Annotated in this window: 16 protein-coding genes; 3 read left to right on the top strand and 13 right to left on the bottom strand. The window is 66.7% G+C overall.

The features are described 5' to 3' along the window. Window positions 1-22 precede the first annotated feature (22 nt). Window positions 23-1,294, top strand: a complete 1,272-nt coding sequence (locus ACAM57_RS14750) for an acyl-CoA dehydrogenase family protein (RefSeq protein ID WP_019652449.1) — start codon at window positions 23-25, stop codon at window positions 1,292-1,294. Between the two features lie 70 nt (window positions 1,295-1,364). Here the strand turns inward: ACAM57_RS14750 and ACAM57_RS14745 are convergent, their stop codons facing one another. The 5 genes from ACAM57_RS14745 to ACAM57_RS14725 all read right to left on the bottom strand — a co-directional run bounded on the left by ACAM57_RS14745 (window position 1,365) and on the right by ACAM57_RS14725 (window position 6,900). Beyond that, entirely contained in the window at window positions 1,365-1,868 is a 504-nt protein-coding gene (locus tag ACAM57_RS14745) for a GNAT family N-acetyltransferase (protein ID WP_369662179.1), read from the bottom strand. Further along, the gene (glmM, locus tag ACAM57_RS14740; RefSeq protein WP_126024041.1) at window positions 1,865-3,202 is read right to left on the bottom strand and encodes a phosphoglucosamine mutase; all 1,338 of its coding nucleotides are present in this window, start codon (window positions 3,200-3,202) and stop codon (window positions 1,865-1,867) included. The genes ACAM57_RS14745 and glmM overlap by 4 nt, the downstream gene beginning before the upstream one ends. Beyond that, window positions 3,199-4,020: a dihydropteroate synthase gene (gene folP / locus ACAM57_RS14735; protein WP_369662438.1), complete on the bottom strand. Its 822-nt coding sequence runs from the start codon at window positions 4,018-4,020 to the stop codon at window positions 3,199-3,201. Before folP ends, glmM begins: the two co-directional genes overlap by 4 nt. 125 nt (window positions 4,021-4,145) lie before the next feature. Beyond that, entirely contained in the window at window positions 4,146-6,065 is a 1,920-nt protein-coding gene (ftsH, locus tag ACAM57_RS14730) for an ATP-dependent zinc metalloprotease FtsH (RefSeq protein ID WP_019652445.1), read from the bottom strand. A gap of 166 nt (window positions 6,066-6,231) precedes the next feature. Continuing rightward, complete coding sequence (locus tag ACAM57_RS14725) at window positions 6,232-6,900, bottom strand: RlmE family RNA methyltransferase (protein ID WP_369662178.1); 669 nt, start codon at window positions 6,898-6,900, stop codon at window positions 6,232-6,234. 34 nt (window positions 6,901-6,934) lie between these two features. Here ACAM57_RS14725 and ACAM57_RS14720 point away from each other — a divergent pair, with 34 nt between their 5' ends. Both ACAM57_RS14720 and ACAM57_RS14715 read left to right on the top strand, forming a co-directional pair. Then, the gene (locus ACAM57_RS14720) at window positions 6,935-7,414 is read left to right on the top strand and encodes a YhbY family RNA-binding protein (protein WP_093202307.1); all 480 of its coding nucleotides are present in this window, start codon (window positions 6,935-6,937) and stop codon (window positions 7,412-7,414) included. A 41-nt stretch (window positions 7,415-7,455) separates the two neighbouring features. Continuing rightward, a complete protein-coding gene (locus tag ACAM57_RS14715; protein ID WP_369662437.1) occupies window positions 7,456-8,175 on the top strand; it encodes a glycosyltransferase in 720 nt (239 codons plus the stop codon). A 73-nt stretch (window positions 8,176-8,248) separates the two neighbouring features. Here the strand turns inward: ACAM57_RS14715 and ACAM57_RS14710 are convergent, their stop codons facing one another. The 8 genes from ACAM57_RS14710 to lpxB form a co-directional block, all read right to left on the bottom strand. Then, a complete protein-coding gene (locus tag ACAM57_RS14710) occupies window positions 8,249-8,674 on the bottom strand; it encodes a DUF4149 domain-containing protein (RefSeq protein WP_369662177.1) in 426 nt (141 codons plus the stop codon). Window positions 8,675-8,685: 11 nt separating this feature from the next. Further along, a complete protein-coding gene (gene greA, locus ACAM57_RS14705; RefSeq protein ID WP_126024038.1) occupies window positions 8,686-9,162 on the bottom strand; it encodes a transcription elongation factor GreA in 477 nt (158 codons plus the stop codon). A 64-nt stretch (window positions 9,163-9,226) separates the two neighbouring features. Further along, window positions 9,227-10,096, bottom strand: a complete 870-nt coding sequence (locus tag ACAM57_RS14700; protein ID WP_369662176.1) for a Kdo hydroxylase family protein — start codon at window positions 10,094-10,096, stop codon at window positions 9,227-9,229. A gap of 14 nt (window positions 10,097-10,110) precedes the next feature. Beyond that, on the bottom strand, window positions 10,111-13,359 hold the full coding sequence (gene carB / locus ACAM57_RS14695; protein ID WP_369662175.1) for a carbamoyl-phosphate synthase large subunit: 3,249 nt from the start codon (window positions 13,357-13,359) through the stop codon (window positions 10,111-10,113). Beyond that, window positions 13,352-14,545, bottom strand: coding sequence for a glutamine-hydrolyzing carbamoyl-phosphate synthase small subunit (gene carA, locus ACAM57_RS14690; protein WP_184637582.1), 1,194 nt, complete (start codon window positions 14,543-14,545; stop codon window positions 13,352-13,354). Before carA ends, carB begins: the two co-directional genes overlap by 8 nt. A 142-nt stretch (window positions 14,546-14,687) precedes the next feature. Beyond that, entirely contained in the window at window positions 14,688-15,473 is a 786-nt protein-coding gene (locus ACAM57_RS14685; protein WP_369662174.1) for a TrmH family RNA methyltransferase, read from the bottom strand. A gap of 10 nt (window positions 15,474-15,483) precedes the next feature. Beyond that, window positions 15,484-16,209, bottom strand: coding sequence for a ribonuclease HII (gene rnhB / locus ACAM57_RS14680; RefSeq protein WP_260319257.1), 726 nt, complete (start codon window positions 16,207-16,209; stop codon window positions 15,484-15,486). Beyond that, a complete protein-coding gene (gene lpxB / locus ACAM57_RS14675) occupies window positions 16,181-17,329 on the bottom strand; it encodes a lipid-A-disaccharide synthase (protein WP_126024032.1) in 1,149 nt (382 codons plus the stop codon). The genes rnhB and lpxB overlap by 29 nt, the downstream gene beginning before the upstream one ends. Window positions 17,330-17,337: the final 8 nt, after the last annotated feature.

Raw genomic sequence — 17,337 nt, 5'->3', positions numbered from 1 at the left:
CACCCCACCAGGAGAGACAAAGATGGACTTCGAATACTCGGCCAAGACCAAGGACCTGCAGAAGCGCGTGCAGGCATTCATGGACGACCACATCTATCCGGCCGAAGCCGAGTACGCCGCCGAGTTGGCCGCGAACACCGCCGCCGGCAAGCGCTGGACGGCGCTCAAGACGGTCGAGAAGCTCAAGGAGAAGGCCAAGGCCCAGGGCCTGTGGAACCTGTTCCTGCCGGTCGACAGCGCCGCCGCCTCGGGCTATGACGGCGCGGGCCTCACCAACCAGGAATACGCCCCGCTGGCCGAGATCATGGGCCGCGTGCCATGGGCTTCGGAAGCCTTCAACTGCTCGGCGCCCGACACGGGCAACATGGAGACCATCGCCCGCTACGGCTCCGAAGAGATCAAGGCCCGCTGGCTCAAGCCGCTGCTCGAAGGCCAGATCCGCTCTGCCTTCGCCATGACCGAGCCTGAAGTGGCCTCGAGCGACGCCACCAACATCTCCACGCGCATCGAGCGCCAGGGCGACGAGTACGTCATCAACGGCCACAAGTGGTGGATCTCGGGTGCGGCCGACCCGCGTTGCGCGGTCTTCATCACCATGGGCAAGAGCGACCCCGAGGCGCCGCGCCACTCGCAGCAGAGCATGATCGTGGTGCCGGCCGACGCCAAGGGCATCCGCATCGTGCGCCCGCTGAACGTGATGGGCTATGACGACGCGCCGCACGGCCACGTCGAGATGTACTTCGAGAATGTGCGCGTGCCCGCCAGCAACATGCTGCTGGGCGAAGGCCGCGGCTTCGAGATCGCCCAGGGCCGCCTCGGCCCCGGCCGCATCCACCACTGCATGCGCCTGATCGGCCTGGCCGAGCGCGCGCTGGAGCTGATGTGCAAGCGCGCCTCCTCGCGCGTGGCCTTCGGCAAGACCGTGGCATCGCAGACCGTGACGCAGGAGCGAATCGCCGAGGCCCGCTGCAAGATCGACATGGCTCGCCTGCTCACGCTGAAGGCTGCATGGCTGATGGACGTGGCTGGCAACAAGGTCGCGAAGAACGAGATCGCCATGATCAAGGTCGTCGCGCCGTCGATGGCCTGCCAGGTGATCGACTGGGCCATGCAGGTCCACGGCGGCGGCGGCATGTGCGACGACTTCCCGCTGGCTTCGGCCTACGCCGGCGCGCGCACGCTGCGCTTCGCGGACGGTCCGGACGAAGTGCACCGCAATGCGATCGCCAAGTGGGAACTGGGCAAGTACGCGCCGGGCAAGGCCGACGCCGAAATGCCGGTGACGCGCTTCTGATCTGGCGGTAGAGAACAAAGGGCCGGTGGCGAACGATTCGCCCCGGCCCTTTTCCCTTGGTTGCTTGCGCTCAGAGCTTCTTCTGCAGGAAGACTGCGGTGCCGAATGCCGGATCGAGCTGGTAGCCCGCGAAGCCTTCGCGCTCGTAGGCGCGCAGCGCGGGCGCATTGCCCGAGAGCACCTCCAGCGTGAGCTTGCACGCGCCGCGGCGGCGAGCTTCTTCCTCTACCAGCGAGAACATCTTCTGCGCCACGCGCCGCCCGCGATGGCTGGGCAGCACGACCACGTCGTGCACGTTCACCAGCGGCTTGCAGGCGAAGGTCGAGAAGCCTTCGATACAGTTGATCAGGCCCACAGGCTGCCCGCCGTCGAAAGCCAGCACGCTGAAGGCCTGGGGACGCGCGGCCAGCGCCGAGGGCAAGCCTGCGAGCACCGCGGGATCGAGCGGTGTGCCGCCGCCGGCCGGGTCACCGGCATAGGCGTCGAGCAGACCGACCAGGGCGGTCGCGTGGGCGGCGTTGCGGTAGTCGGCGATGAAGACTTCGATCGGCTGCGCGCCGGCCGCTGCTGTCATCGCGCAGGCTCCAGCGTGGCCGCGAGGCGCCTGGCGCACGACTCGGCCTGCTTCGCATCGCGAGCCTCGACCATCACCCGAACCAGCGGCTCGGTACCGCTCGCGCGGATCAGCACGCGGCCCGAATCGCCGAGCTCGGCCTCGATGCGCGTGGTTTCGCTGGCCAGCGCCTTGTTGGCCTTCCAGTCCTGGTCGGGCGAGATGCGCACGTTGATCAGCGTCTGCGGGAACAGCGTGACGCCTTCGAGCAGCTGCGCCACCGTCTTGCCGCTGCGCACGCAGGCCTGCAGCACCTGCAGCGCGCTCACGATGCCGTCGCCGGTGGTGTGGCGGTCCAGCGCCAGCAGGTGGCCGGAACCCTCGCCGCCCAGCAGCCAGCCGCGCTTGTCGAGCTCTTCGAGCACATAGCGGTCGCCGACCTTCGCGCGCACGAATTCGATGCCCTGCCCGCGCAGGGCGACTTCGACGGCCTTGTTGGTCATGAGCGTGCCGACCACCCCCACCGGCTTGTCGCCGCGCGCGATGCGCTCGGACACCATCAGGTAGAGCAGCTCGTCGCCGTTGAACAGGCGCCCGCTCGCGTCGACCAGCTGCAGGCGGTCGGCGTCGCCGTCGAGTGCGATGCCGTAGTCGGCCTTCTGCGCCGTCACCGCGGCGATCAGCGCCTCGGGGTGCGTGGCGCCGAAGCCCTTGTTGATGTTCAGCCCGTCGGGCGCGACGCCGATGCTCGTAACTTCCGCGCCCAGCTCGTGGAACACGTTGGGCGCCACCTGGTAGGCCGCGCCGTGTGCCGCGTCGACCACCAGCTTCATGTCGCGCAGCGTCAGGTCGTTGGCGAAGGTGCTCTTGCAGAACTCGATGTAGCGGCCGGGCGCGTCGTTGAGGCGGCGCGCCTTGCCGAGGTTGGCGGAATCGACCCAGACCGGGTCTTCCTCCAGCGCGGCCTCGACGGCCAGCTCCCAGGCGTCGTCGAGCTTGGTGCCCTGCGCGCTGAAGAACTTGATACCGTTGTCCGGATAGGCGTTGTGGCTCGCGCTGATCACCACGCCGAGGCTCGCGCGCTGCGCGCGGGTGAGGTACGCCACGCCGGGCGTCGGCAGCGGGCCGAGCAGCACCACGTCGACACCGGCCGAATTGAAGCCCGATTCGAGCGCGGATTCGAGCATGTAGCCCGAGATGCGCGTGTCCTTGCCGATCAGCACCGTGGGGCGAGACTGCGTCTTCTTGAGCACGCGGCCCACGGCGTGCGCGAGGCGCAGGACGAAGTCGGGAGTGATGGGCGCCTTGCCCACGGTGCCACGGATGCCATCGGTGCCGAAATATTTGCGGGTCATGGTGTGGGTGCCTGTCCTTGTGGTTGTAGTTGTGACTTTTCCTGAGCCTTCATTGCGCGCCATACCGCGAGCGAGGCGACCGTGTCGCGCACGTCGTGCACGCGCACCACGGCAGCGCCCCGATCCGCCGCCAGCACGGCAGCAGCAACGCTGGGCACGATGCGCTCGCCCGCCATCTCGATGCCGGTGACGGCACCGATCGACGACTTGCGCGACCAGCCCAGCAGCAGCGGATAGCCACCGGCGAGCAACTCGCGCTGCCGCGCGAGCAAGGCGAAGTTCTGCGCGACCGTCTTGCCGAAGCCAACGCCAGGGTCGAGCGTGATGCGCGCAGCGTCGACGCCGAGGTCGTAAAGAAGCTGCGCCTGCTCCCGCAGGAAAGAAAGGACTTCCGGAACGACGTCGCCCGCCATGGGCACGGCCTGCATGGTCTGCGGATCGCGGTGCATGTGCATCAGGCAGATGCCGCAGGAAGGATGCGCCGCGACCGCCTCGCGCGCGCCCGGCTGGCGCAGCGCCCAGATGTCGTTGACGATGTCCGCGCCCAGGTCGAGCACGGCGCGCATGACCTCGGGCTTGTAGGTGTCGATGGAGATGGGCGCATTGAGCTTCACCGCCTCGCGCACCACCGGCACCACGCGCGCCAGCTCGGCTTCGAGCGGCACCGCGGGGCTGCCGGGGCGGGTCGATTCGCCGCCGATGTCGAGGATGTCTGCGCCCTCCTTCAGCAACTGCTCGCAGTGCCGGAGGGCGGTCTCGGTGGAGGCATGAGCGCCGCCGTCGGAAAAGGAATCGGGCGTGACGTTGACGATGCCCATCACGCGCGGCTGCGCGAGGTCGATGCGGAAGCGGGAGGTCTGCCAGAAAGCACCGCCGGCCGCCGCGTGCTCGCCATCGAAAACGGGGCCAGAGGCCCCGTTGTGGTTTGACGCCGGATTCGCGCTCACGCTGCGTTGGGAGCCGGGTCGGTCGTCACGGCCGGCGTGCCGCCGCTGCCGCCACCGCTGCCCGAAGGCGGGATGCGCGGCGTCCAGTCCTTGGGCGGACGGGGCGCGCGGCCGGCCATGATGTCGTCGAGCTGCTCGGTGTCGATGGTTTCCCATTCGAGCAGCGCCTTGGCCATGGCGTGCATCTTGTCGCTGTTCTCTTCGATCAGGCGGCGCGCCAGGGCGTATTGCTCGTCGATGATGCGGCGGACTTCCGAGTCGACCTTTTCCATGGTCTGCTCGCTCATGTTCGTGGTCTTGGTGACCGAGCGGCCCAGAAACACTTCGCCTTCGTTCTCGGCGTAGACCATCGGCCCAAGGGCATCGCTCATGCCGTACTTCATGACCATGTCGCGCGCCAGGTTGGTCGCACGCTCGAAGTCGTTGCTGGCACCGGTGGTCATCTGGTGCATGAACACTTCCTCGGCGATGCGGCCGCCGAACAGCATGCTGATCTGGTTCAGCATGTACTCGCGGTCGTAGCTGTAGCGGTCCTGCGAGGGCAGGCTCATGGTCACGCCGAGGGCGCGGCCGCGCGGAATGATCGTGACCTTGTGGACCGGGTCGCACTTGGGCAGCAGCTTGCCGATGAGGGCATGGCCGGACTCGTGGTAGGCCGTGTTGCGGCGCTCTTCCTCGGGCATGACCATGCTCTTGCGCTCGGGGCCCATGAAGATCTTGTCCTTGGCCTTTTCGAAGTCCTGCATCTCGACCACGCGCGCATTGCGGCGGGCGGCCATCAGGGCAGCTTCGTTGCAGAGGTTGGCCAGGTCTGCGCCCGACATGCCGGGCGTACCGCGGGCGATCACGCTCGGGTTCACGTCCTGGCCCAGCGGGACCTTGCGCATGTGCACGCCGAGGATCTGCTCGCGGCCGCGGATGTCGGGCAGCGTGACGTAGACCTGGCGGTCGAAACGGCCGGGGCGCAGCAGCGCGGCGTCCAGGATGTCGGGGCGGTTGGTGGCAGCCACCACGATCACGCCGAGGTTGGTTTCGAAGCCGTCCATCTCGACCAGCATCTGGTTGAGCGTCTGCTCGCGTTCATCGTTGCCGCCGCCGAGGCCGGCACCGCGCTGGCGGCCCACCGCGTCGATTTCGTCGATGAAGATGATGCAGGGCGCGTTCTTCTTGGCGTTCTCGAACATGTCGCGGACGCGGGCGGCCCCCACGCCGACGAACATTTCGACGAAGTCGGAACCGGAGATCGAGAAGAAAGGCACCTTGGCCTCGCCGGCGATCGACTTGGCCAGCAGCGTCTTGCCGGTGCCAGGAGGGCCGACCAGCAGCAGGCCGCGCGGGATGCGGCCACCGAGCTTCTGGAAGCGCTGCGGGTCCTTCAGGAAGTCGACCACTTCACGGACTTCCTCCTTGGCCTCGTCGCAGCCCGCGACGTCGGCGAAGGTGACCGTGTTGTTGTTCTCGTCCATCATGCGGGCCTTGCTCTTGCCGAAGCTGAACGCCCCGCCCTTGCCGCCGCCCTGCATCTGCCGCATGAAGTAGATCCACACGCCGATCAGCAGCAGCATCGGCCCCCAGCTAACCAGCAGGGTCATGAGCAGGGAGCTTTCTTCGCGCGGCTTGACGTCGAACTTGACGTTGTGGTCGATCAGGTCGCCCACGAGGCCGCGGTCGAGCACGGTTGCAGTCGTGCGGATCTTGCGGTCGTCGTTCGTGACGGCGACGATCTCGCCGCCTGCGGCGCCTTCAGGAATGACGGCGCTCTTGATCTGGTTGTTGCGGACCTGGTCCAGAAACTCGGAGTAGCTGACTGTCCCCGAGCCGACGCCGCCGCGGGTGTCGAACTGCTTGAAGACAGTGAACAACACCATGGCGATGACGAGCCACACGGCAACTTTGGAAAACCACTGATTGTTCAAACGAAGCTCCAGGCTAAAGCGCGTGACAGGTGAATGAAAAAACGCGCTGTGGGTACGCAATTGCGCCCCATTTTAGGCTTTTCAAGCTGCGAAAAGCTGGCATTTCCCTAATGCGGCCATAGCCTGACATGGGTTTGCGCCGCAAAGGATGTTGCTCGGGCCGGTATCAAGGCGTATCCACGGCCTTCAGTCCTACCCCGACCAGGAAGGTCTCGGCCGATTTGTCCCGCGACGCCTTGGGTTTGAAGGGTTTCACGACACGGAAATTGGCCTTGAAAAGCTTCACCAGCTCGTCATAGCCGCTGCCATGGAAAACCTTGGCCACCAGCGCGCCCTCGGGCTTCAGGTGGTTCTGGGCGAAGTCGATGGCGAGCTCGATCAGGTGCGAAACGCGGGCTGCGTCGGCCGAATGGATGCCCGACAGGTTGGGCGCCATGTCCGAAACCACAAGATCGGCCTTGCGCCCGGCCAGCACGCCCAGCAGTTGCTGCAGCAGCTCGTCTTCGCGGAAATCCCCCTGCAGGAAGATCACGCCCTCGATGGGCTCCATCGGCAGCAGGTCGAGCGAGACGATGGTGCCGTTCAGTTCACCGGCCGCGGCTCCGCCCGGCGACATGCGCCGGCGCAGGTACTGGCTCCATGCGCCCGGGGCGGAGCCGAGGTCCACCACGAGTTGGCCTGGCTTGACCAGGCCGAGGGATTCGTCGATCTCCTTGAGCTTGTAGGCGGCGCGAGCCCGGTAGCCCTCCTTCGTGGCGAGCTTCACGTAGGGGTCGTTGATATGGTCGTGCAGCCACGCCTTGTTGACTTTCTTGCTTTTGGCTTTGGTGCTCATGGGGGGTCTTCGTGTACGGGTCGATAATACGGGGATGCCCGCCATTCAACTTACCCCTGCCGAGCGCAAGGTGCATCGCGCCGAAGCTCACCACCTGGATCCGATCGTCATGGTCGGTGGAGACGGGCTCACCCCTGCCGTGAAGAAGGAAGCCGACGCGGCGCTCAAGGCCCACGGCCTGATCAAGATCCGAGTCTTCTCCGACGACCGCCTGGCCCGCGACGCCATGCTGCGCGAACTGGCCGAAGAACTCGACGCCGCCCCCATCCAGCACATCGGCAAGCTGCTCGTGCTGTGGCGCCCCAAGGCCGAGAAGGAGCGCGTGGTCGACGAAGATCGCATGCCCGGCCCACGCGACGTGAAGATCGTCAAGTACAGCAAGCGCGGCGGCCAGCGCCCTGAAATCAAGACCCTGCGCGTGCTCGGCAACCAGCGCCTCACCCCTGGCGGCACCATCAAGCGCGCCAAGGCGAAACGGCCCCTGTCGGTCAAGAAACGCAACCAGGCGGATTGAACTTGGCGCCAGCGCAAGGCGCCCAGCGCCATATCCTCTGCATGAAGTGGGGCACGAAGTACGGCCCCGAATACGTCAACCGGCTCTACGCGATGGTCCGCCGCAACCTCGGCGGCGACTTCAAGTTCGTCTGCCTGACCGACGACGGCAACGGTATTCGCCCCGAGGTGACCTGCCTGCCGATTCCCCCGCTCAACCTGCATCTGGCCCCCGGCCAGCGCGATGGCGCCTGGAAGAAGCTCACCACCTTCGAGAAAGACCTGCACGGCCTGAGCGGCCCCGCCCTCTTCCTCGACCTCGACGTGGTGGTCGTCGGCAGCCTGGACGCGTTTTTCGAGCAGCCGGGCGAGTTCCTGATCATTCACGACTACGACCGTCCCTGGCGACGCGGGCGCATCACAGGCAACTCGTCGGTCTACCGCTTCGAGCTCGGCGCCCATGCCGACGTGCTGGCCTATTTCCGCGCCAACATGGACAAGGTCCAGGCGGAGTACCGCAACGAGCAGACCTACCTGTCGGACGTGCTCCACAAGCAGGGCAAGCTGTCCTACTGGCCCGACGGCTGGTGCCCCAGCTTCAAGTACCACGGCATCCCGACCTGGCCGACCAACTACTGGGAAGAGCCCTTCGTGCCCGAAGGCGCGCGGATCATGGTGTTCCACGGCGAATGCAACCCGCCCGACGCGCTGGCTGGCCGCCGCAACCGCGCCTTCCGGTTCATCAAGCCTGCGCGCTGGGTCGCGAAATACTGGAAAGAGTAGGAAGCGCCCTGCAGAAACAGAAAAGGCGGCCCGCGAGCCGCCTTTTTCTTTGCCGTGCGTTCCGTCGTTGCCTTCAGCCCGCCGTGCGGCCTCCCACGCGCCACAGCACCGCGCCGGCACAGAGCCACTGCACGAAGTACATGCCCGTTCCCATGGCATGCCACAGTTTCAGGTTCTCCCGCGCCACAATGCGCGGCGCCACCGCGTACTGCTGCAGCAGCGCCAGCAGCAACGCGCCCAGGATGAAGAAGATGGTCGTCATCGCCGGCCCGCTCATGCGCTCGTCGGCCTTCGAGCGGAAGTGGATCAGCAAGATCACCCCGCAGGCGATGGCGATCCAGCTCTGTGCCTCGAACAGCTGCGCCGCGAAATTGCCCGCCACCGCCGGGTTGCCCAGCTTCGCGAACAGCATCGGCACGACGAGAAAACCGATCGTCGTCAGGCTGCCCCACCAGAAGGCAGCCAGCATCAGCGCAATACGGTCTTTCAGGTCGTTCATGCGCGCGGAGATCAGAGGTAGCTGACCGCCACGATCTCGTAGCGCTTGAGGCCGCCGGGCGTCTGCACCTCGGCGGTGTCGCCCTCTTCCTTGCCGATGAGCGCGCGGGCGATCGGGCTGGAAACGTTGATCAGGCCCTGCTTCAGGTCGGCCTCGTCCTCGCCCACGATCTGGTACTTGACGGCGTCGCCGCTGTCTTCTTCCTCGAGTTCCACGGTGGAGCCGAACACCACCTTGCCGCCGGCATCGAGCTCGCTGGGGTCGATCACCTGCGAGGCGGAGAGCTTGCCCTCGATCTCCAGGATGCGGCCTTCGATGAAGCCCTGGCGGTCCTTGGCGGATTCGTACTCGGCGTTTTCGCTGATGTCACCCTGCGCGCGCGCTTCGGCGATCGCATTGATGACGGCGGGGCGGTCCACCGACTTGAGCCGGCGCAGTTCTTCGCGCAGCTTCTCCGCGCCGCGCTTGGTGATGGGGATGGTCGCCATATCTAGTTCTCCATAAAGCGAAACCGCCGAACGCTGCCGTTCGGCGGTCGATGGGGGACTGCGCTCAGACGAGCGTCCGTCCTGTCAGCCGGCTCAGGATGGCGAGCGGGCTCGAAGCGGGATTGTATTGCTTGGAAGCGTCCAGGTGGAGGGTCTGCTCCAGCATGTACTGGCCCGCCATCACGGCGTGCGAAGTCTGGTCGGAGAAGCAGACCCACACCGAACCCGGCGGGAACTTCGCGGTTTCCTGCGGCGAGTTCTCCTGATAGGCCATGTCCGACTTCATGCCGTCGTGCAACTGCAGCATGAGGTGGTCGTACTCGCTGCGGAACGACTTGGTCACATGCAGCGCCTGCAGCAGCTTGGCCTGCCAGCGCGAGTAAGGCTTGGCGCGCGGCAGGAAGCGCTTCGCGATGTCCTCGAAGGGTTCGCCCACGCGCCACACGCGCGGCGCGCCGTCGGGATTCACGTTGGTGAAGACGCGCAGGATGCGCTCGCCGTAGTTCGGCCGCGACGGGAATGCATCGACATGCAGGCGCCGGTCGTCGGCGCGCCACGACTGCACCCGCGTCTCGACCTGCGCAGGACGGTAGCTGGTCGGCGCCAGCCGCAGCGCCGGCGCGTAGTGCGGCAGCAGCCCGTGGATGAGCTGCGTGGCCTGCGCCCTGAAGCGCCCCACCATCGCGGCAGCCGTCCGCTGTACCGTCTCGTCGCCCACGGCGCCCTTGAGCTTGCCGTTGGCGTTGAGGCTGATGTTGCGCACATCGGGCGACAGCAGGCTGGGCGTGAGCAGGCTGCGCTCTTCGGGCAGCAGCTCGAAACCCAGGCGCGGAAAGTACAGCACCTTGCCCGCCTCCAGCTCCGCGATCCACGCCTCGTTGGGCGTGGCCGCGTTCCAGTCGGTCAGGCCGAGTTCGACGAGCTGCGTTTCCATGATCGCGATGACGCTCAGGCCGCGGCCAGTTGCGCGTGCATTTCCTGCACCGAGATCACGCCGAGCTCGTCCATGAAGCCCATGCCCTCGACCGCGGCTTCGGCGCCGAAGATCGTGGTGAAGGTCGTCACGCGCGCCTGCAGCGCCGAGGTGCGGATCTGGCGCGAGTCGGTGATCGCGTTGCGGCGCTCTTCGACCGTGTTGATGACCAGGGCAATCTCGTTGTTCTTGATCATGTCCACGATGTGCGGGCGGCCTTCCGTCACCTTGTTCACCGTCGCGCACTCGACGCCGGCAGCGTTGATGGCGGCGGCCGTGCCCTTGGTCGCGATCAGCTCGAAGCCCAGCTTGGCCAGGCCGCGAGCCACTTCGACCGCGCGCGCCTTGTCGTTGTTCTTCACCGAGATGAAGACCTTGCCCGACTTCGGCAGGTGCGTACCGGCACCCAGCTGCGACTTCACGAAGGCTTCGCCGAAGGTCTTGCCCACGCCCATGACTTCGCCGGTCGACTTCATCTCAGGGCCGAGGATCGTGTCCACGCCCGGGAACTTGACGAACGGGAACACGGCTTCCTTCACGCTGAAGTACGGCGGCGTCACTTCCTTCGTGATGCCCTGCGACTTCAGCGACTGGCCGGCCATGCAGCGGGCCGCCACCTTGGCGAGCTGGATGCCGGTGGCCTTGCTCACGTAGGGCACGGTGCGCGAGGCGCGCGGGTTCACTTCGAGCACGTAGATGACGTCCTTGCCGTCCTTCTGCTGGATGGCGAACTGCACGTTCATCAGCCCGACCACGTTCAGCGCGGCCGCCATGGCGGCGCTCTGGCGCTTGAGTTCGGCCACCGTCTCGGCGCTCAGACTGTAGGGCGGCAGCGAGCAGGCGGAGTCGCCCGAGTGCACGCCGGCCTGTTCGATGTGCTCCATCACGCCGCCGATGAGAGTCTGGCCCTCGGCGTCGCGCAGGCAGTCCACGTCGCATTCCACGGCGTCGTTCAGGAAGCGGTCGAGCAGCACCGGCGAATCGTTGCTCACCTTGACCGCTTCGCGCATGTAGCGCTCGAGGTCACGCTGCTCGTGCACGATTTCCATCGCGCGGCCGCCCAGCACGTAGCTCGGGCGCACCACCAGCGGATAGCCCAGTTCGGAGGCCTTCTCGAGCGCCTCGGCTTCGGTGCGCGCGGTGGCGTTCGGCGGCTGCAGCAGCTTGAGCTCGTGCAGCAGCTTCTGGAAGCGCTCGCGGTCTTCGGCAGCGTCGATCATGTCGGGCGAGGTGCCGATGATCGGCACGCCGTTGGCCTCCAGGTCGAGCGCGAGCTTCAGCGGCGTCTGGCCGCCGTACTGCACGATCACGCCCAGCGGCTTTTCCTTGTCGACGATCTCGAGCACGTCTTCCAGCGTCAGCGGCTCGAAGTACAGGCGGTCCGAGGTGTCGTAATCGGTCGACACGGTCTCGGGGTTGCAGTTGACCATGATGGTCTCGTAGCCGTCCTCGCGCATGGCGAGCGCGGCGTGCACGCAGCAGTAGTCGAACTCGATGCCCTGGCCGATGCGGTTGGGACCGCCGCCGAGCACCATGATCTTCTTCTTGTCGCTCGGGTCGGCCTCGCACTCGTCCTCGTAGGTCGAGTACATGTAGGCCGTGTTGGTGGCGAACTCGGCCGCGCAGGTGTCCACGCGCTTGTAGACCGGGCGCACGCCCAAGGCGCGGCGCTTCTCGCGGATGGCGGTGTCGGTGGTGCGCAGCTGCTTGGCCAGGCGGCGGTCGGAGAAGCCCTTCTGCTTCAGCAGGCGCAGCGTGGCGGCGTCGATGTCGTCGAGCGACTTGGTTTCCAACTCGAGCTCGATCTTCACGATCTCCTCGATCTGCACCAGGAACCACGGGTCGATCTTCGTGAGCGCGAACACTTCATCGACGCTCATGCCCTGGGCGAAGGCATCGCCCACGTACCAGATGCGCTCGGGGCCGGGCTCGCCCAGTTCCTTCTCGAGCACTTCGCGGTCCTGCGTCTTCTCGTTCATGCCGTCGACGCCGACTTCGAGGCCGCGCAGCGCCTTCTGGAACGATTCCTGGAAAGTGCGGCCCATGGCCATCACCTCGCCCACCGACTTCATCTGCGTCGTCAGGCGCGAATCGGCCTGCGGGAACTTCTCGAAGGCGAAACGCGGGATCTTGGTGACCACGTAGTCGATCGAGGGCTCGAACGACGCCGGCGTGGCACCGCCGGTGATCTCGTTGCGCAGCTCGTCGAGCGTGTAGCCGACGGCCAGCTTGGCCGCGACCTTGGCGATCGGGAAGCCCGTGGCCTTGGAGGCCAGCGCCGACGAACGAGACACGCGCGGATTCATCTCGATGACGACCATGCGGCCGTCCTTCGGGTTGATGGAGAACTGCACGTTCGAGCCGCCGGTGTCCACGCCGATCTCGCGCAGCACGGCCAGCGAGGCGTTGCGCAGGATCTGGTATTCCTTGTCGGACAGCGTCTGCGCGGGCGCCACGGTGATCGAGTCGCCGGTGTGCACGCCCATCGGGTCGAGGTTCTCGATGGAGCAGACGATGATGCAGTTGTCGGCCTTGTCGCGCACGACTTCCATCTCGTACTCCTTCCAGCCGAGCAGCGACTCTTCGATCAGCAGCTCGTTGGTCGGCGAGGCTTCGATGCCGCGCTTGCAGATGGTCTCGAACTCTTCCGGGTTGTAGGCGATGCCGCCGCCGGTGCCGCCGAGCGTGAAGCTGGGGCGGATCACGGTCGGGAAGCCGACATGCTTCTGCACCGCCCAGGCCTCTTCCATCGAGTGCGCGATGCCGGAACGGGCCGAGCCCAGCCCGATCTTGGTCATCGCGTCCTTGAACTTCAGGCGGTCTTCGGCCTTGTCGATGGCCTCGGGCGTGGCGCCGATCAGCTCGACGGGCCTGTTGGTGGCAGCGCCCGTGTACTTGTCGAGCACGCCGTTGCGCCACAGGTCGAGCGCGCAGTTCAGCGCTGTCTGGCCGCCCATGGTCGGCAGGATCGCGTCGGGGCGCTCCTTGGCGATGATCTTCTCGACCGTCTGCCAGGTGATGGGCTCGATGTAGGTGACGTCGGCCGTGGCCGGGTCGGTCATGATCGTAGCGGGGTTGCTGTTGATCAGGATGACCTTGTAGCCCTCTTCGCGCAGCGCCTTGCAGGCCTGCACGCCGGAGTAGTCGAACTCGCAGGCCTGGCCGATGATGATCGGGCCGGCGCCGATGATGAGGATCGATTTGAGGTCTGTGCGCTTAGGCATTCTCTTTCTCCGTCTTTTCCGTCTTGTTCTTTTCCATGAGTGCCGTGAAGCGATCGAACAGGTAGCCGATGTCGTGCGGGCCAGGCGAGGCTTCGGGGTGGCCCTGGAAGCAGAACGCGGGCTTGTCGGTGCGAGCCAGGCCCTGCAGCGTGTTGTCGAACAGGCTGATGTGGGTCGGACGCAGGTTGGCCGGCAGCGACTTCTCGTCGACCGCGAAGCCGTGGTTCTGGCTGGTGATGCTCACGCGGCCGTTGTCGAGGTCCTTCACAGGATGGTTCGCGCCGTGGTGGCCGAACTTCATCTTGAAGGTCTTGGCGCCGGAGGCCAGCGCCATGATCTGGTGGCCCAGGCAGATGCCGAAGGTGGGAATGCCGGTCTCGATCAGCTCCTTGACGGCGCTGATGGCGTAGTCGCAGGGCTCCGGATCGCCAGGGCCGTTGGCCAGGAAGATGCCGTCCGGCTTCAACTTGAGCACGTCGGCCGCGGGCGTCTGCGCCGGCACCACGGTGATGCGCGCGCCACGCTGGGCGATCATGCGCAGGATGTTCTTCTTGACGCCGTAGTCGAAGGCCACGACGTGGAACTTCGGCGTGATCTGCACGCCATAGCCCGAGCCCAGCTTCCACTCGGTCTCGGTCCATTCGTAGGTCTGCTTGACCGACACCACCTTGGCGAGGTCGAGGCCCGCCATGCTCGGCGCGGCCTTGGCGGAGGCGATGGCCTTGTCGATCAGCGCCTGCGTCACGGTCTCGCCCGCGGCCAGGCCCAGGATGCAGCCGTTCTGGGCGCCGTTGGTGCGCAGGTGGCGGGTGAGCTTGCGGGTGTCGATGTTCGCGATGGCCACGGTGTTGCCGGACACGAGGTACTCGGTCAGCGTGGCGGTCTTGCGGAAGTTGGAGGCGACGAGGGGCAGGTCCTTGATGATCAGGCCCGCGGCATGGATCTTGTCGGCTTCGATGTCCTCGCCGTTGACGCCGTAGTTGCCGATGTGCGGATACGTGAGCGTCACGATCTGCTGGCAGTAGCTCGGGTCGGTGAGGATTTCCTGATAACCGGTCATGGCGGTGTTGAACACCACTTCACCGGTCGTGGAGCCGGTGGCTCCGATCGAGTTGCCGAGAAAGACCGTGCCGTCTGCGAGCGCCAGGATGGCGGGCGGGAAACTTCCCTTGAGAGACAAAAGCACTGGGTTCTCCGGATGGTTACGGTCGCCCGGAGCCTCAGGCGTATAGCCTGGGGACTGCTGCTTAAGGGGAAGATGGCGTTGTAGGCGGCCGGGCGACGCTGATTTGCGAGTAAGCCCCCGATTGTAGCCCGGACTGGGTGTGTTATTCGGCCAGCAGGGCTGCTCCGCTCGCATGCAGGCAGATCGCCGCGGCCGCGGCCACGTTCAGCGACTCCTCTCCGCCCGGCTGCGCGATGCGGATATGGTGCGAGGCCCGGGCTTCCAGCGCCGCCGAAACGCCCTGCCCCTCGTGCCCCATAAGCCAGGCGCAGGGATGCGGCAGATCGGCCTTGTGCAGCCAGTCGCCGCGGTGCGAGCTGGTCGCCACCAGGGGCACTCTCAGGCTGTCGAGCACATCTGCGTCCACACCTTCGATCAGCCGCAGGCCGAAATGCGCCCCCATGCCGGCGCGCAGCACCTTGGGCGCCCACAGCGCGGCCGTGCCCTTGAGCGCGATCACCTGCGCGAAGCCGAATGCGGCGGCGCTGCGCAGGATGGAGCCGGCATTGCCGGCGTCCTGCAGACGGTCGAGCACGACGCTCGGGGCATCGGGCAGCAATTCGGGGCGGGCCGGTACGTCGAGCACGAAGCCCATCGGCGCTGGCGACTCGAGGCCGCTGACGTCGCGCAGCAGGCTGTCCGCGACAACTACGGTTTTGATAGCACCGATCGACCACTCCGCCGGCGCTTTCGGCCAGAACGACTCCGAGAACACGGCAATGGAGGGCTTCACGCTCCGCGCCAGCGCCGCCCGGCACAGATGGTCGCCCTCGAGCCAGATGCGGCCCAGCTTGCGATAGGCGCCCGGATCCTGGGCAAGCTTGCGCAAGTCCTTGAGCAGGGGGTTGTCGCGCGAGCTGATGTGGCTGGCGCCGGTATCGGAAGTCATCGGGCCGGGTTCAGGGAGCAGCGCGAAGCTCGGACCGCGCGACCTCGATGGCACCGATGCCCATCGCCGGCTGCCCATCGGATTCGGCCGGAAGCATCACGTTCAGGACGCCGCCGGTGCGGAGGAGCGCCGCCGCCACCGGGCTGAAGGACTTCCGGTGATGCACGCAGGCACCGTGGCGCTGCAGCGCCTCCAGATGCTCCGGCGTGCCGTAGCCCTTGTGGCCCGCAAAGCCGTAGTGCGGGAATTCGACGTGCAGTTGCTCGCACAGCCGGTCGCGGTGCACCTTCGCCAGGATCGACGCGGCGGAAATCGCCTTGACCCGGGCGTCGCCCTTCACGATGGCCTCGGCGAGCACGTCGAGCGTGGGCAGGCGGTTGCCGTCGACCAGCACCTTCACCGGCTTGAGCCGCAGCCCCTCGACGGCCCGGCGCATCGCCAGCATGGTCGCCTGCAGGATGTTGTGGGTGTCGATTTCCTCGACGGTAGCCTGCGCGATGGAGCAGCACAGCGCCTTGGCGAGGATCTGGTCGTGCAGGCGTTCGCGCTGCAGCGCGGTCAGCGTCTTGGAGTCCGCGAGACCGCGGATGGGCCGCATGTCGTCGAGGATCACGGCTGCAGCCACCACGGGCCCGGCCAGGGGCCCACGGCCCGCCTCGTCGACGCCCGCGATCAGGCCGGGTGCGTCCCACACCAGCGGGGCCTGCTCAGCCTTCAAGAACTTTCTGGATCGCATCGGCGCAGAGTGTGGGCGTATCGCGCTGCAATTGCACATGCAGCTCTGAAAATCTTTGTTGCAGCGCCCGGGTCTTTTCAGGCGCGTCCAGCCAGTCGAGCGTGGCCCGGGCCAGCGCCTCGGGGGTGGCCGCCTCCTGCAGCAGCTCGGGCACCACGAAATCGCGGCACAGGATGTTGGGCAATCCCACCCAGGGCTGCAGCTGCTTGCGCCGCATGAGGCGCCACGAAAGCGCGTTCATGTTGTAGGCGATGACCATCGGCCGCTTGAACAGGGCCGCCTCGAGCGTGGCGGTGCCGCTGGCGATCAGCGTGGCGTCGCAGGCGGCCAGCACCGCATGCGACTGGCCGTCGAGCAGCCTGACGCGCCCGGCCATGCCGCTGGCCTGCAGCAAGGCTTCGACTTCGGCGCGAAGGCCCGGAATGATGGGCGCCACGAACTGCAGTTCCGGCCGCGCCTTGTGCATCAGCGCCGCGGCGGCGAAGAAACGGGCGGCCAGGTAGCGGATCTCGGAACGGCGGCTGCCCGGCAGCAGCGCGACGACAGGCGCATCGGGCGCCAGGCCCAGCGCGGCGCGTGCACCAGCCTGGTCGGGCACCATCGGGATCACGTTCGCGACGGGATGGCCCACATAGCTCGCGGCCACGCCCTTCTCCGCCAGCAAGGCGGGTTCGAACGGGAAGATGCACAGCACGTGGTCGGCGGCTGCCCGGATCTTCTCGATACGCTCCGGCCGCCAGGCCCAGATCGACGGGCAGACGAAATGCACCGTCTTCATGCCCTGGCTGCGCAGGCCGGCTTCGAGGTCGAGGTTGAAATCGGGTGCGTCGACGCCGATGAAGAGCTGGGGCCGCTCCTGCAGCAGCCGCGCCTTGAGCTGGCGGCGGATGCCGGCAATTTCGGCGTAGTGCCGCAGCACCTCGATGTAGCCACGCACCGCGAGCTTTTCCTGCGGCCACCAGCTCTGGAAGCCGTGGGCCAGCATGCGGGGCCCGCCGATGCCGACGGTCTGGAGATCGGGCCAGCGCGCCAGCAGGCCGTCGAGCAGCAGGCCGGCGAGCAGGTCGCCGGACGCTTCGCCTGCGACCAGCGCGAAGCGTCGCTGTCCGTCGTTCTGCATGGCCGTCA

It is taken from the genome of Variovorax sp. V15, assembly GCF_041154425.1.
In the GTDB taxonomy this organism is placed as follows: Bacteria; Pseudomonadota; Gammaproteobacteria; order Burkholderiales; family Burkholderiaceae_C; genus Variovorax; species Variovorax guangxiensis.
This window is presented reverse-complemented; position numbering and strand designations above follow the sequence as displayed.

Bases quoted from the DNA above. Each gene is read 5' to 3' on its own strand.
- ACAM57_RS14685 (WP_369662174.1), bottom strand. From the start codon at position 15,473: ATGACTTCCGATACCGGCGCCAGCCACATCAGCTCGCGCGACAACCCC.
- ACAM57_RS14750 (WP_019652449.1), top strand. From the start codon at position 23: ATGGACTTCGAATACTCGGCCAAGACCAAGGACCTGCAGAAGCGCGTG.
- ACAM57_RS14715 (WP_369662437.1), top strand. From the start codon at position 7,456: ATGAAGTGGGGCACGAAGTACGGCCCCGAATACGTCAACCGGCTCTAC.
- glmM (WP_126024041.1), bottom strand. From the start codon at position 3,202: ATGACCCGCAAATATTTCGGCACCGATGGCATCCGTGGCACCGTGGGC.
- carB (WP_369662175.1), bottom strand. From the start codon at position 13,359: ATGCCTAAGCGCACAGACCTCAAATCGATCCTCATCATCGGCGCCGGC.
- ACAM57_RS14700 (WP_369662176.1), bottom strand. From the start codon at position 10,096: ATGGAAACGCAGCTCGTCGAACTCGGCCTGACCGACTGGAACGCGGCC.
- ACAM57_RS14710 (WP_369662177.1), bottom strand. From the start codon at position 8,674: ATGAACGACCTGAAAGACCGTATTGCGCTGATGCTGGCTGCCTTCTGG.
- greA (WP_126024038.1), bottom strand. From the start codon at position 9,162: ATGGCGACCATCCCCATCACCAAGCGCGGCGCGGAGAAGCTGCGCGAA.
- rnhB (WP_260319257.1), bottom strand. From the start codon at position 16,209: ATGCGATCCAGAAAGTTCTTGAAGGCTGAGCAGGCCCCGCTGGTGTGG.
- ACAM57_RS14745 (WP_369662179.1), bottom strand. From the start codon at position 1,868: ATGACAGCAGCGGCCGGCGCGCAGCCGATCGAAGTCTTCATCGCCGAC.
- ACAM57_RS14725 (WP_369662178.1), bottom strand. From the start codon at position 6,900: ATGAGCACCAAAGCCAAAAGCAAGAAAGTCAACAAGGCGTGGCTGCAC.
- lpxB (WP_126024032.1), bottom strand. From the start codon at position 17,329: ATGCAGAACGACGGACAGCGACGCTTCGCGCTGGTCGCAGGCGAAGCG.
- folP (WP_369662438.1), bottom strand. From the start codon at position 4,020: ATGGGCATCGTCAACGTCACGCCCGATTCCTTTTCCGACGGCGGCGCT.
- ACAM57_RS14720 (WP_093202307.1), top strand. From the start codon at position 6,935: ATGCCCGCCATTCAACTTACCCCTGCCGAGCGCAAGGTGCATCGCGCC.